At 69.3% G+C, this 12,844-nt stretch carries 10 protein-coding genes; 5 read left to right on the plus strand and 5 right to left on the minus strand.

Translation table 11 applies throughout. The features are described 5' to 3' along the window. Positions 1 to 44 precede the first annotated feature (44 nt). Together DRV85_RS03125 and hemA are read right to left on the minus strand one after the other, a co-directional pair. Positions 45 to 1,274 (minus strand): helix-turn-helix domain-containing protein, encoded by a 1,230-nt coding sequence (locus tag DRV85_RS03125; protein WP_113287980.1) that lies wholly within the window; start codon positions 1,272 to 1,274, stop codon positions 45 to 47. Positions 1,275 to 1,382: 108 nt separating this feature from the next. Continuing rightward, complete coding sequence (gene hemA / locus DRV85_RS03130) at positions 1,383 to 2,606, minus strand: 5-aminolevulinate synthase (protein WP_113287981.1); 1,224 nt, start codon at positions 2,604 to 2,606, stop codon at positions 1,383 to 1,385. Between the two features lie 199 nt (positions 2,607 to 2,805). Here hemA and DRV85_RS03135 point away from each other — a divergent pair, with 199 nt between their 5' ends. Together DRV85_RS03135 and DRV85_RS03140 are read left to right on the plus strand one after the other, a co-directional pair. Further along, positions 2,806 to 4,182: a M20/M25/M40 family metallo-hydrolase gene (locus tag DRV85_RS03135; RefSeq protein WP_113287982.1), complete on the plus strand. Its 1,377-nt coding sequence runs from the start codon at positions 2,806 to 2,808 to the stop codon at positions 4,180 to 4,182. Then, positions 4,179 to 5,051: an alpha/beta fold hydrolase gene (locus DRV85_RS03140; protein ID WP_113287983.1), complete on the plus strand. Its 873-nt coding sequence runs from the start codon at positions 4,179 to 4,181 to the stop codon at positions 5,049 to 5,051. The genes DRV85_RS03135 and DRV85_RS03140 overlap by 4 nt, the downstream gene beginning before the upstream one ends. A gap of 270 nt (positions 5,052 to 5,321) precedes the next feature. On the opposite strand, the gene DRV85_RS03145 is transcribed toward DRV85_RS03140, so the two are convergent. Next, the gene (locus tag DRV85_RS03145) at positions 5,322 to 6,923 is read right to left on the minus strand and encodes an ABC transporter substrate-binding protein (protein ID WP_113287984.1); all 1,602 of its coding nucleotides are present in this window, start codon (positions 6,921 to 6,923) and stop codon (positions 5,322 to 5,324) included. Positions 6,924 to 7,200: 277 nt separating this feature from the next. On the opposite strand from DRV85_RS03145, the gene DRV85_RS03150 reads away from it, so the two are divergent. Genes DRV85_RS03150 through DRV85_RS03160 form a run of 3 tightly spaced genes read left to right on the plus strand, consistent with a single transcriptional unit; the run spans position 7,201 to position 10,755 of the window. Next, the gene (locus DRV85_RS03150) at positions 7,201 to 8,181 is read left to right on the plus strand and encodes an ABC transporter permease (RefSeq protein ID WP_113288072.1); all 981 of its coding nucleotides are present in this window, start codon (positions 7,201 to 7,203) and stop codon (positions 8,179 to 8,181) included. Next, on the plus strand, positions 8,178 to 9,098 hold the full coding sequence (locus tag DRV85_RS03155) for an ABC transporter permease (protein ID WP_113287985.1): 921 nt from the start codon (positions 8,178 to 8,180) through the stop codon (positions 9,096 to 9,098). The genes DRV85_RS03150 and DRV85_RS03155 overlap by 4 nt, the downstream gene beginning before the upstream one ends. Then, positions 9,088 to 10,755 carry an ABC transporter ATP-binding protein gene (locus DRV85_RS03160; protein ID WP_113287986.1) on the plus strand — a complete coding sequence of 556 codons (1,668 nt, stop codon included), beginning with the start codon at positions 9,088 to 9,090 and terminating at the stop codon, positions 10,753 to 10,755. The genes DRV85_RS03155 and DRV85_RS03160 overlap by 11 nt, the downstream gene beginning before the upstream one ends. Before the next feature lie 128 nt (positions 10,756 to 10,883). On the opposite strand, the gene DRV85_RS03165 is transcribed toward DRV85_RS03160, so the two are convergent. Together DRV85_RS03165 and puuE are read right to left on the minus strand one after the other, a co-directional pair. Next, a complete protein-coding gene (locus tag DRV85_RS03165; RefSeq protein WP_113287987.1) occupies positions 10,884 to 11,372 on the minus strand; it encodes an ureidoglycolate lyase in 489 nt (162 codons plus the stop codon). Continuing rightward, positions 11,369 to 12,778, minus strand: a complete 1,410-nt coding sequence (gene puuE / locus DRV85_RS03170; RefSeq protein WP_420820902.1) for an allantoinase PuuE — start codon at positions 12,776 to 12,778, stop codon at positions 11,369 to 11,371. Before puuE ends, DRV85_RS03165 begins: the two co-directional genes overlap by 4 nt. Between the last annotated feature and the right edge of the window lie 66 nt (positions 12,779 to 12,844).

The following is a 12,844-nucleotide window of genomic DNA, read 5'->3' on the forward strand; positions in this document are numbered from 1 at the left end:
ACAGAATAGGCTTCACCCCGGCGCGGGGCAATCCGTGCGCGGCGCTACTCGGCGTCGCCGTCGGCGCCGGACTCGGCCTCGAGCCGGGCGATCACCTTGGAGAGCTCGGGATCCTGGCTGAAATCGGCGAGCTGATAGCTCTCCCGCACGGCGTCAGCCGAGACCGCGACGCTGCGCACAACATTCGTGCCCTGCCCGGCCGGACCGTAAAGGTCGCCGCCCACCTCGAAATAGATGGATCCGGACATGCCCGCACGCAGCGTCGGCGCCTCTGCATCGCGGGGCAACGTGTATTCCTCGCCCGCGTCGAGGATCTTTTCGAAGATGATCGACCCGTCCCCGGCGCGCACCCGCACCCATGCGGGCCGGATCGCGAAGAGCGTCACGGTCTCGGGGCCTTCGGCCACGACCTGCGGCATCGGTGCAGCGTCGGGGGCGGGAGGCTCCGGTCCGGGCTCGGCGCTGGCGATCTCGGGCTCCGCCGGCCGGTCGGACCGCGCGAAGGCGCCGAGAGTATCCGGGTCGAGCGTGGAGATCGGCGCGTCCCGCGCGACGAGCACGGGCGTGTCCAGCGCCTGCGGGCGGTAGAGACGATCCAGCGCGTCGGGCGAAGGCGCCTCCGGTCCGCCGTTCATCGCCTCTTCGACGGGTCCGTTCGCGGCCTCCAGCGGGTCGAGATCCGAGAGCACGACCGGCGTCTGGTCCACGGGCGCAAGCTGGACGCGCTGGATCTCGCGCAGGACGCTCAGGCCGCCGTAGCCGATCGCGCCGACCAGCGCCAGGAGCACCAGAAGCGAACCGATCGCGCCGGGCTCGATGCGCGAAAGCAGGGAGTCCTGCGGCGCACCGAAGGCGAAGCGCGACTCCGCCAGAGGATCGCGGGCCGCCGAGGCGACAGGCTCGGGCGCGCGCCGCGCCTCGGGTCTGGAACGGCCGATCGAGGCGTCGGCCGACATCCCGTGCGCCGGGGAGAAGCCGCTCTCGGCGCAGAACGCCTCGAAGGTGCGGTCGGGATCCATGTTGAGATAGCGGGCGTAGGAGCGGACATAGCCCGCGATGAACCCCGGCGTGTCGAAGGCCGACGGGTCGCAGTTCTCGATCGCGGCGATGTAGCTGGCCTTGATGCGCAACTCGCGCTGCACGTCGAGCAGCGACTTGCCCATCGTCGCACGCTCGCCCCGCATCACGTCGCCGAGGCGCAGGTCGAAGTCGTCGAAACTCTTCAGCCTTATGTCGGGTTCGCCGTCGCTACGCGGTGTCCTCCGCCCGATCATCCCTGCCGCCTATCCCCAGATGCCGCCTGCCAAGGGTGCGATTCGACTCGCACTCGTTATTTAACGAATCATAGCACATCGGGCGAGAGGCGTCAGCGACGCCGCTGCCTATGCGGTCTTTTCGGCGCGATTCAGCGCGCAGTGCGACCACAGATCGTCCATCGCGCGGACCAGCCGGTCCATCTCGTCCGGGCCGTGCACCGGCGACGGCGTGAAGCGCAGACGCTCGGTTCCGCGCGGCACCGTGGGGAAGTTGATGGGCTGGCAGTAGATCCCGTGGTGCTCCAGCAGCATGTCCGAGATCATCTTGGTGTGCACCGGGTCGCCCACGATCACCGGCACGATGTGGCTGCCGTGGTCGATGATCGGCAGGCCGAGCCCCTTGAGCCGGGTCTTGAGGATGCGCGCCTGCGTCTGGTGCTGCTCGCGCCGCGCCTGATCGGTCTTGAGGTGGCGGACGGAAGCCGCCGCGCCGGCCGCCACCGCGGGCGGCAGCGAGGTCGTGAAGATGAACCCCGGTGCATAGGAGCGGATCGCGTCGCACATCTTCGCGCTCGCCGCGATGTAGCCGCCCATCACGCCATAGGCCTTGGCCAGCGTGCCGTTGATGATGTCGATGCGGTGCATGAGCCGGTCGCGCTCGGCCACGCCGGCACCGCGGGGGCCATACATGCCCACGGCGTGCACCTCGTCGATGTAGGTGAGCGCGTCGAACTCGTCGGCGAGATCGCAGATCGCCTCGATCGGGCCGAAGTCGCCGTCCATCGAGTAGATCGATTCGAAGGCGATGAGCTTGGGCGCCTCCGGGTCGTCGGCGGCCAGAAGCTCGCGCAGGTGCTCCACGTCATTGTGCCGGAAGACGCGCTTCGAGCCGCCGTTGCGGCGGATGCCCTCGATCATCGAGGCGTGGTTGAGCTCGTCCGAATAGATGATCAGCCCGGGGAAGAGCTTGGGCAGCGTCGAGAGCGTCGCGTCGTTGGCGATGTAGGCCGAGGTGAAGAGCAGCGCCGCCTCCTTGCCGTGCAGATCGGCGAGCTCGGCCTCGAGCCGCTTGTGGTAGACCGTGGTGCCCGAAATGTTGCGCGTGCCGCCCGAACCCGCGCCGGTCGCCTCGATCGCCTCGTGCATCGCCTCGAGCACCACGGGATGCTGGCCCATGCCCAGGTAATCGTTGCCGCACCAGACGGTGATCGGCCGTTCCTCGCCGTCGGCGCGCCGCCAGGTCGCGTGGGGGTAGGCGCCGCGCTTGCGCTCGATGTCGATGAAGGTGCGGTAGCGGCCTTCGTCGTGCAGGCGCCGGATCGCTTGGTCGAGCTTGGCCGTATAGTCCACGTCGGCATTCCTTCAGACTGTCGGGCCGGACGCGCCGCCCCGTAAGTTTAGAATGGATATAACTGGGCGAAGCCCGTGACAACAGGCTACAGATTGCCGCGCCGCCCGATCATTGATCTGCGTCAATGAATTGCCCCCGTCTGGACAGCCCGCGCCGCTCTGATACCGTCGGCGTCACGCCGAACCGACAGGAGCGCCAATGTCCGCCGATCCCGTCCTTGCCCGAATCGATGCCGATCTTCCGCAGGCGCTCGACCGGCTCATGGCCTTGCTGCGGATCCCGTCGATCTCGACGGACCCCGCCTATGCCGAGGCCTGCGACCGCGCGGCCGACTGGCTCGTGGCGGACCTCGAGAGCCTCGGCGCGACCGCGGAGAAGCGGGCCACGCCCGGCCACCCGATGGTGGTGGGCCATATCGGCGAAGGCGCGCCGCACCTGCTGTTCTACGGCCACTACGACGTGCAGCCTGCCGATCCGCTGGAGTTGTGGCGCCGCGACCCCTTCGATCCCGCCCTGGAAGAGACCGAGCACGGCGAGGTGATCCGCGCCCGCGGCGCATCGGACGACAAGGGCCAGCTGATGACCTTCGTCGAGGCCTGCCGTGCCTGGATCGCCGAGCACGGCGCGCTGCCCTGCCGCGTCACCTTCTTCTTAGAGGGCGAGGAGGAATCGGGCTCGCCCTCGCTCGTGCCGTTCCTCAAAGAGAACGCGGAGGAGCTGAAAGCCGACATCGCGCTGATCTGCGACACCGGCATGTACGACCGCCAGACGCCCTCGATCACCACCCAGCTCAGGGGCATGCTGCGCGAGGAGGTGGTGCTCCGCGCCGCCTCGCGCGATCTGCACTCCGGCCTCTACGGCGGGCTCGCGGTCAACCCGATCCACGTGCTCGCGCGCATCCTCGCCGAGCTGCACGACGCGTCGGGGCGCGTGACGCTCGAGGGCTTCTACGACGGCGTGCCGGAGACCCCGCCCGAGGTGCTCGAACAATGGGCGGGGCTGGGCTTCGACGCGGAGGGATTTCTGGGCCGCGTGGGCCTCTCACAGCCTGCGGGCGAGCAGGACCGCACCCCGCTCGAGCGGCTCTGGGCGCGCCCCACCGCCGAGGTCAACGGCATCGAGGGCGGCTACACCGGCGCGGGCTTCAAGACGGTGCTGCCGGCCCAGGCGCGCGCCAAGGTCAGTTTCCGCCTCACCGGCACGCAGGATCCCGAAGCCGTGCATCGCGCCTTCGTGGCGCATGTCGAGCAGCGCCTGCCCGAGGACGTGACCGCCGAGTTCCCGATGGGCGACGGCGCGCCGGCCACGCGCATGGACATAGACCGCCCCGAGTTCGAGGCCGCGCGCGCGGCGCTCTCGCAGGAGTGGCCGAAACCGGCGGTCTTCGCGGGCGTCGGCGGCTCGATCCCCGTGGCGGGCTACTTCAAGGAGATCCTCGGCCTCGAATCCATGCTCATCGGCTTCTCGCACGACGACGACGGGCTGCATTCGCCAAACGAGAAATATGATCTGGCGAGCTTCCACAAGGGCGCGCGCAGCTGGGCGCGTATCCTGGGGGCACTCGCGCGGGCATGATCCCCGGCTTCGACGCCCGCCGGGTCGAGTGCGGCGCCGCGACGATCGCCTGCGAGATCGGCGGAGAGGGTCCGCCCCTGCTCCTGCTGCACGGCTTTCCGCAGACCCGGGCGATGTGGACGCATATCGCGCCCGTGCTTGCGCGGAGCCACACGGTCGTCTGCGCCGACCTGCGCGGCTACGGCGCCTCCGACAAACCCTCGGGCACCGGGGCGATGACCTTCCGCGCGATGGGCGCGGACCAGCTCGCGCTGATGTCCGCGCTGGGGTTCGAGCGCTTCCATCTGGCCGGCCACGACCGCGGCGCGCGCACGGCCCACCGCATGGCGCTCGACGCGGCCGGGCGGATCGCGAGCCTCGCGCTGATGGACATCGTGCCCACCGCCCACCTGCTGGACAGGCTGACGCCCGAGGTCGCGCGGGCCTATTACCACTGGTTCTTCCTGGCCCAGCCGCAGCCCGTGCCCGAGCGGATGATCGGCGCGGATCCCGACGCCTTCTTCGAGCGCTGCCTGGGCGGCTGGGGCGGCGCGGGGCTCTCGGCCTTCGACCCCAGGCTCCTGGACGCCTACCGCGCCGCCTGGCGCGACCCGGAGGCGATCCGCGCCATGTGCGACGACTACCGCGCCGCGCTCGATCACGACGCGGCCCTCGACCGCGCCGAAGCGGGCCGAATCGACTGCCCCTGCCTCGTCCTGTGGGGCGCCGAGGGCGCGATGGCCCGCGCCTACGACGTGCCCGGGACCTGGGCGCCGTGGTTGTCGCAGATCGAGGCACGCGCGATCCCGGGTGGCCATTTCTTCCCTGACGAGATGCCCGCAGAGACGGCGGAGGCGCTGGGGGCCTTTCTCGCACGGCAATCGCTCTGAGCGGACGACGGAACGCCCTGCCATGCCCCGTCTGCCCTGCTCCCGGAAGTCCCGGTCGCGGGGGGGGGCGTGACGCAACCTCTGCGCGGGCACCCGCAGAAAGCCCCCAACTGCGCTCCGGGATCGATCCGAGGGCGGCCGCAAGCGATCTGCCCTGCGGGCCGCGAAACTTTCGTGCGCGACGCCTGCCGCCTTCGCAAACGAAAGGCGCGCCGCCCCGGAAGGGCGGCGCGCGGGCGATCTCGCGGGCGGGGCCCGCGCGTCAGGCGATCAGGCCATCCACCAGCGCTGGCTGGCCTTGCCGCCGTCGAACTCCCAGTTCGCGGCGACGCTCTCGCCGTGGGCGAGCTCGTTGGACACGCCCATGATATAGTTGGCGAACATCGGCACCAGCGCGCCACCGTCGTCGTGGATGAGACGCTGCGCCTCGAAGTAGAGCTCGGCGCGCTTCTGCTGGTCGAGCTCGGCGCGGGCCTCGTCCACGATCGAGTTGAACTTGACCGCGGCCTCGGTGGTGCGCCAGTCGGTGTCGTTCCACTCGCTGTCGTCGACATAGGCCGAGGAGAACATCCAGTCCGCCGTCGGCCGGCCGCCCCAGTAGCAGGCGCACCAGGCCTTCTTGTTCCAGACGTTCGACCAGTAGCCGTCCGAGGGCTCGCGCACGACCTCGACGGTGATCCCCGCCTCGGCGGCCGAGGCGGCGACGAGCTGCGCCGCGTCCACGGCGCCGGCGAAGGCCGCGTCGGAGGCCGAAAGCTGGATGGGCCCGCTGTGGCCGGACTTCTTGTAGTGGAAGGCCGCCTTCTCCGGGTCGAACTCGCGCTGGTTCAGCCCTTCGGCGTGGAAGGGCACCGCGGGCGAGATCGGGTGGTCGTTGCCGACCGCGCCGTAGCCCATGAGGATCTTGTCCACGAGCTCCTGCCGCTTCACGGAGAGCTTGAGCGCCATGCGCAGGTCGTAGTTGTCGAAGGGCGCCATGGTGACGCGCATCGGGAAGGTGTAATGCAGGTATCCCGTCTTCTCGAGGATATCGATGTTGGGCGCCCGGCCCAGCAGGTTCGCGGTCTTGGGATCGACCCGGTCGATCAGCTGCACCGAGCCGTTCATCAGCGCGTTCTGCCGCGCGGTCGGATCGACGATCGACAGGATCTCGACCGTGTCGAACCAGGCCGCATCGTCGATGTGATAGTTGTCGTTGCGCGCGCCGATCACCCGCACGCCGGGCTCGAAGGTCTCGATGCGATAGGGGCCGGTTCCGATCGCCGCCGTCGGATCCACGGCCCCCCCATCCGAGGGCATGATGAGCAGGTGATAGTCCGACAGGATGAAGGGGAAGTCGGCGTTGCCCGAGGCGAGCGTGACGACCAGCGTATCGCCGTCGGCCGACATCTCGACGACATCCGCGAGCAGCCCCTTGGCGGCGGACTTCGTGTCCTCTCCGCGATGGTGGTTGAGCGAGGCGATGACATCCTCGACGGTCATCGTCTTGCCGTTGTGGAAGGTCACTCCCTGCTTGAGCGGGAAGCGCCAGGTCTTGGCGTCGGGCGTCGCTTCCCACCCCTGCACCAGATCGCCGCGCAGCGTGCCGTCAGGCGCGACCTCGGTGAGCGAGTTGCCCCAGAGATAGCCCACGTTCAGCATGAACCCGTTCTCGTAGGTCGCCGGGTCGAGGCTGTCGGTGGTCGAGCCGTGGCCCATGCCGAAGCGCGCGTCGCCGCCGCGCTTGGGTGTGGCGGCCATCGCGCGGTCCGCCATGGTGAGCGCGGTGGGCAGCACGACGCCGGCGGAGAGCACCGAGGAGACGAACTCGCGCCGCGAAAGCCGTCCCTGGCGCAGCAGCGCACGCTGACGCTCGATGAACTTTTCCTTCATGTCGAATCCCTCCCGTCCAGTCGTTTCGGATGACGCATTCCCGTGGAGCGCCGATGCCGCAAGACTACAAGCGCAGCCCGGAAAGGCCCACCAAAATCTTCGTGTCGTTCCGTAAGGCTTTTTTCTTTTGGAATCCGCGCGGGCTCTCGACTATGGTTAGTCGGCGGGCGCGGCCCGCCAACAAGCCCTAGTCGGCCGAGGCGGCCTGACGGATCGCCGGGCGATGTCGCGGATGGCCTGCCGACGCGGACGGGCAAGAAACAAGGGGATGAGCCAGATGCATCCGGTGCTCCGGACGGTGCTCCAGAGACTCGCGCTCGGCGTTCTGACGCTCTTCATCGTCTCGATCATCATTTTCGCATCCGTGCAGATGCTGCCCGGCGATTTCGCCGAAGCCGTGCTCGGGCAGGCCGCCACGACCGAGACGGTCGCCGCCTTCCGACGCGAGCTGGGCCTCGATCAGCCGCCGGTGATCCGCTACTTCGACTGGATCGGCGCGCTGGCGCAGGGCGATCTGGGCACCTCCTTCTCGGGGCGCGCGGCTTCGGGCGTGGACCGCTCGCGCGAGGTGGCCGAGCTGGTCGGCCCGCGGCTCATGAACACGCTCTTTCTCGCCAGCATGACGGCGATCATCGCGGTGCCGCTCGCGCTCTTTCTCGGCATCACCGCCGCGCTCAAGCGCAACAGCTTCTACGACAAGGCTGTGAGCACCTCGACGCTGACGACGATCTCGTTCCCCGAGTTCTTCGTGGCCTATATCCTCATCCTGCTTCTCGGCACGCTCTGGCCCGTCTTCCCCAGCCTCGCCGACGTCAGCCGCGAGATGCCCTTCTGGGACCGTGTCTATACCACCGCGCTTCCGGCGCTGACGCTGACGCTGGTGATCGTGGCGCACATGATGCGGATGACGCGGGCGGCGATCATCAACCTGCTGGCCTCGCCCTACATCGAGATGGCGCGGCTCAAGGGCGAGCCGCCCGCGCGCGTGATCCTGCGCCACGCGCTGCCCAATGCCTGGGCGCCGATCGCCGCGGTGATCGCCTTCAACCTGGCCTATCTCGTGGTGGGCGTCGTGGTGGTCGAGGTGGTCTTCGTCTATCCGGGAATCGGGCAGCTGATGGTGGACGCGGTGAGTTCGCGCGACATTCCGGTCGTGCAGGCCTGCGCGCTGATCTTCGCGGCGACCTACATCCTGCTCAATCTCATCGCCGACATCATCGGCATCGTCACCAATCCCCGGCTGTTGCATCCCAAATGACCGACCAGACCGAAGGCTATTCGGCCGCCGCCGAGGTGGGCCAGTTCCGCACCCGCCGCACCTGGCGGCAGCGCGCCTGGATCGAGCTGAAGAAGGCGCCGCCCACGGCGATCTTCGGGCTGATCGTGATCGCGGGTTACATCTTCGTCGCGCTCTTCGCGCCCCTGCTCGCCCCCTACGGCGAGGCGGAGGTTTTCCCACAGTCCTACGCGCCCTGGAGCGCCGAGCACCCCCTCGGCACCGACCAGATCGGCCGCGACATCCTCACCCGGCTGATCTACGGCGCGCGCAACACCATCGGTCTGGCCTTCCTCACCACGCTGCTTGCCTTCTTCATCGGGGTCTCGCTGGGCCTGATCGCGGCGATCAACCGCTCCTGGCTCGATCAGGTGATCAGCCGCGGCGTCGACGTGCTGATGGCGATCCCGTCGCTGATCTTCGCGCTGATGCTGCTGTCGATCTTCGGCTCCTCGGCGCTGTCGCTCATCCTCATCATCGCGGTGCTCGACTCCACCCGCGTCTTCCGTCTGACGCGCTCGGTCGCGGTCGGCGTGGCGGTGATGGACTACGTCGAGGCGGCGACCCTGCGCGGCGAGGGGCTGGGCTGGGTCATGCGGCGCGAGATACTGCCCAACATCATGCCGCCGCTGGTCGCGGAGTTCGGCCTGCGCTTCTGCTTCGTGTTCCTGACCATCGCGGCGCTTTCCTTCCTCGGCGTCGGCATCCAGCCGCCCACCGCCGACTGGGGCACCATGGTGCGGGAGACCGCGAACCTCATCCAGTTCGCCCGCTTCGACCTGAAGGCGGGGCTCACGCCGCTCCTGCCGGCGGCGGCCATCGCGCTGCTGACGGTGGCGGTGAACTTCGTGGTGGACTGGTTCCTGCACAAGACGAGCGGGCTGCGCGATGAACACTGAGCTTTCCGAAGTCACGGGGTCCGAGGCCAACCCGGCGCCGAAGCCGCAGGACACGCCGCTGCTGGAGATCCGCGGGCTGAAGATCGAGGGCTTCGCCGACGAGAAGTGGAACCCGATCATAAAGGGCGTGGACCTCACCCTGCACAAGGGCGAGGTGCTTGGCCTCATTGGCGAATCCGGCGCGGGCAAGTCCACTCTGGGCCTCGCCGCGATGGGTTTCGCGCGCGCCGGCGTCCGCTTCGCCGGCGGCTCGGTGACCTTCGACGGCATGGACCTTCTGAAGATGCCCGAGCGCAAGCGCCGCAAGCTCTGGGGCACGCGCATGACCTATGTCGCGCAGTCGGCCGCGGCCTCCTTCAACCCTGCGCACCGGCTGATCGAACAGACCGTGGCGGCGGCCGTGCGCGAGGGGCTGAAATCCGAGTCGGAGGCCATCGCCGATGCCAAGGATCTCTATGCCCAGCTTCAGCTCCCCGACCCCGAGCACATCGGCTCGCGCTATCCGCACCAGGTCTCGGGCGGGCAGCTTCAGCGCGTGATGACCGCGATGGCGATGTCGCCGCGCCCCGACCTCATCGTCTTCGACGAGCCCACCACCGCGCTCGACGTCACGACGCAGGTCGAGGTGCTGATGTCCATGCGCAAGATCGTCGAGGAGTTCGACACGGCGGCGATCTACATCACCCACGATCTCGCCGTGGTCGCGCAGATGGCCGACCGCATCAAGGTGCTGCGCTACGGCGAAGAGGTCGAGGAGGCCGAGACGCGCGAGATGCTCGCGCACCCGAAACAGGACTACACCAAAAGCCTCTGGTCCGTCCGCAGCCTGCGCAAGGAGGCCGACCCGTCAGAGGACGTGGTGCTGCGCGCGGAAGGAATCGACGCGGCCTACGGCAACAAGGTGCAGGTGCTCCACGACGTGAGCATCGACCTGCCAAGGGGACGCACCGTGGCGATCGTGGGCGAGTCCGGCTCGGGCAAGTCCACCATGGCGAAGGTCATCACCGGCCTGCTGCCCCCCGTGCGGGGCGAGATCTCCTTCGAGGGCGAGACGCTGCCGCCGAAGCTCAAGGACCGGAGCAAGGAGCAGCTCCGCCGCATCCAGATGATCTACCAGATGGCCGACACAGCCATGAACCCGCGCCAGACGGTGGGCGAGATCATCGGCCGGCCCCTCACCTTCTACCACGGGCTGAAGGGAAAGGCGCTGGAGAAGCGCGTCGTCGAACTGCTGGAGCAGATCGAGCTCGACGAGGGGTTCTACGACCGCCTTCCAGGCGAGCTGTCGGGCGGGCAGAAGCAGCGCATCTGCATCGCCCGCGCGCTCGCCGCCGATCCGGACGTGATCCTCTGCGACGAGGTGACCTCGGCGCTGGACCAGATCGTGCAGGAGGGCATCCTCAAGCTCCTGATGCGGCTGCAGAAGGAAAAGGGCATCGCCTATCTGTTCATCACCCACGACATCGCCACCGTCGAGGCGATCGCCGACGAGATCGTGGTGATGTACCAGGGGCGCGTCGTGGAACAGGGGCTGAAGGACCGCATCCTCTCGCCGCCCCACCCCGACTACACGGAGCTTCTGCTGTCCTCCGTGCCCGAGATGGACCCGGACTGGCTCACGCATCTGATGGAGGAGCGCGGGCCGCACCCGTCCTGACGCCGGCCCCGGCCGCGGATCCGCGACACGGGGTATTTATGGACCATTGAAAGACGCAGGAGCGGCGCACCGTTCTTTCAATGGTCCCCAAATACCCGCCGCGCAGCGCGCGCCCCGTGAGGGGCGCGTCAGGGCGCGCGGATGACCCAGGGCGTCTCGAACCAGTGCTCTTCCAGGTTGGCGCCCGCCCCGATCCGGTCCACCACCGCGAAGCGGCCCGGCGCGGCGAGCGGCGCGAGCACCCCGTGCCATGTCCCGGGCAGATAGTTCACCCCCTGCGCGCCGCTCGTCAGAAAGGCGCGCGGCCGGCCCGGCGCACCGCCGGCGTCCGGCGCGACCACGACGAGGAAGGGGTCGGCACTCATCGGCAGAAAGGCCTGCGCGCCCAGCGGGTGCCGCTCCATCATTCCGAGCTGGAGCGGCAGCGCGCGCGCCTCCGCCTCGAAGAGGCTGATGCCCGCGCGCCCCTCGCCGAAGTCGAGCCGTGCGAGGTCGTGCCAGCGCCCGCAGCGGCCCTGGTTGATGACCTTGTCCGGCGCGCCGGCCGCCTCCAGCACGTCGCCGAAGGGCACGAAGGCCTCCGCCGTCAGCGGCTCGGCGACGATCTCCCGGCTCACCCGAGCTTCTCCAGCAGCCGAAGCTCCGCGATTCGCTCCACCTGTCGGCAGGCCTCGGCGAACTCGGTCTCGCGGTCCTGTTCCAGCCGCCGCTCGAAGGCGGCGAGGATGCCGGCCTTGTCGTGGTCGCGCACCGCGATGATGAAGGGGAAGCCGAACTTCGCCGTATAGGCATCGTTGAGCGCGGTGAAGCGGGCGCGCTCGTCGTCGGTCAGCGCGTCGAGCCCCGCACTCGCCTGTTCCGCCGCGCTCTCGGCCGTCAGCCGCCGCGCCGCCGCGAGCTTGCCGGCGAGGTCGGGATGCGCGCGCAGCACGCCCAGCCGCTCCTCCTCGGAGGCCTCCCGGAAGGCGTGCGCCAGCGCGGCGTGAACGCCCCGCGCGGTGTCGTGCGTGGGCCCCAGCTCCATCGCGTGCGCCCGCTCCGCGATCCAGGGCGAATGCTCGAAGATGCCGCCGAAGGCCGCGACGAATTCGTCGAGATCCATCTCCGAGGGCCGCCGCCGCTCGACCGGCGGATGCGTCTCCGCCCAGTGCTCGGCGATGGCGAGCCGCGTGGCGAACCAGACGCCCTCGTGCGCGCGCATGTGGTCGAGCGCGCGCTTGAGCCCCATGATCCGGCCCGGCCGCCCGGCGAGCCGGCAGTGCAGCCCGATCGAGAGCATCTTGGGCGCGCCCGCGACCCCCTCGGCGTAGAGCGCGTCGAAGCTGTCCTTCAGGTAGGTCTCGAACTGGTCCCCCGCGCCGAAGCCCGCGGGCACCGCGAAGCGCATGTCGTTGGCCTCGAGCGTGTAGGGCACGATCAGCTGATCGCGCCCGCCCGTCCGCAACCAGTAGGGCAGATCGTCGGCGTAGCTGTCGGCGACATAGGCGAAGCCGCCCTGCTCCGCCGCCAGCCGCACGGTGTTCATCGAGCACCGCCCCGTGTACCAGCCGCGCGGCCGCGCGCCGGTGACGGCCGCGTGCAGGCGGATCGCCTCGGCCATCTGCGCGCGCTCCTCGGCCTCGGGCATCCCCCGGTGCTCGATCCACTTCAGCCCGTGACTCGCGATCTCCCAGCCCGCGTCGCGCATCGCGGCGACCTGCTCCGGCGCGCGGGCGAGCGCGCTCGCCACCCCGAAGACCGTCACCGGCAGGTCGGAGAGCAGCCGGTAGAGCCGCCAGAACCCGGCGCGCGCGCCGTATTCGTAGACCGATTCCATGTTCCAGTGCCGCTCGCCCTCCCAGGGCGCGGCGCCCACGACCTCCGACAGGAACGCCTCCGAGGCCGGATCGCCGTGCAGCAGGCAGTTCTCGCCGCCCTCCTCGTAGTTGACGACGATCTGCACGGCGATCTTCGCGCCCCCCGGCCATCGCGGGTCGGGCGGATTGGGGCCGTAGCCCGTCATGTCGCGGGGATAGCGCAGCACTGGGAAGCCTCCGTCTTGACGCAACGCGCCCGGGATGACACCGGAAAGCGGCACGGAAGAAAAGGG

The sequence above is a fragment of the Rhodosalinus halophilus genome (genome assembly GCF_003298775.1).
GTDB classification, from domain to species: Bacteria; Pseudomonadota; Alphaproteobacteria; order Rhodobacterales; family Rhodobacteraceae; genus Rhodosalinus; species Rhodosalinus halophilus.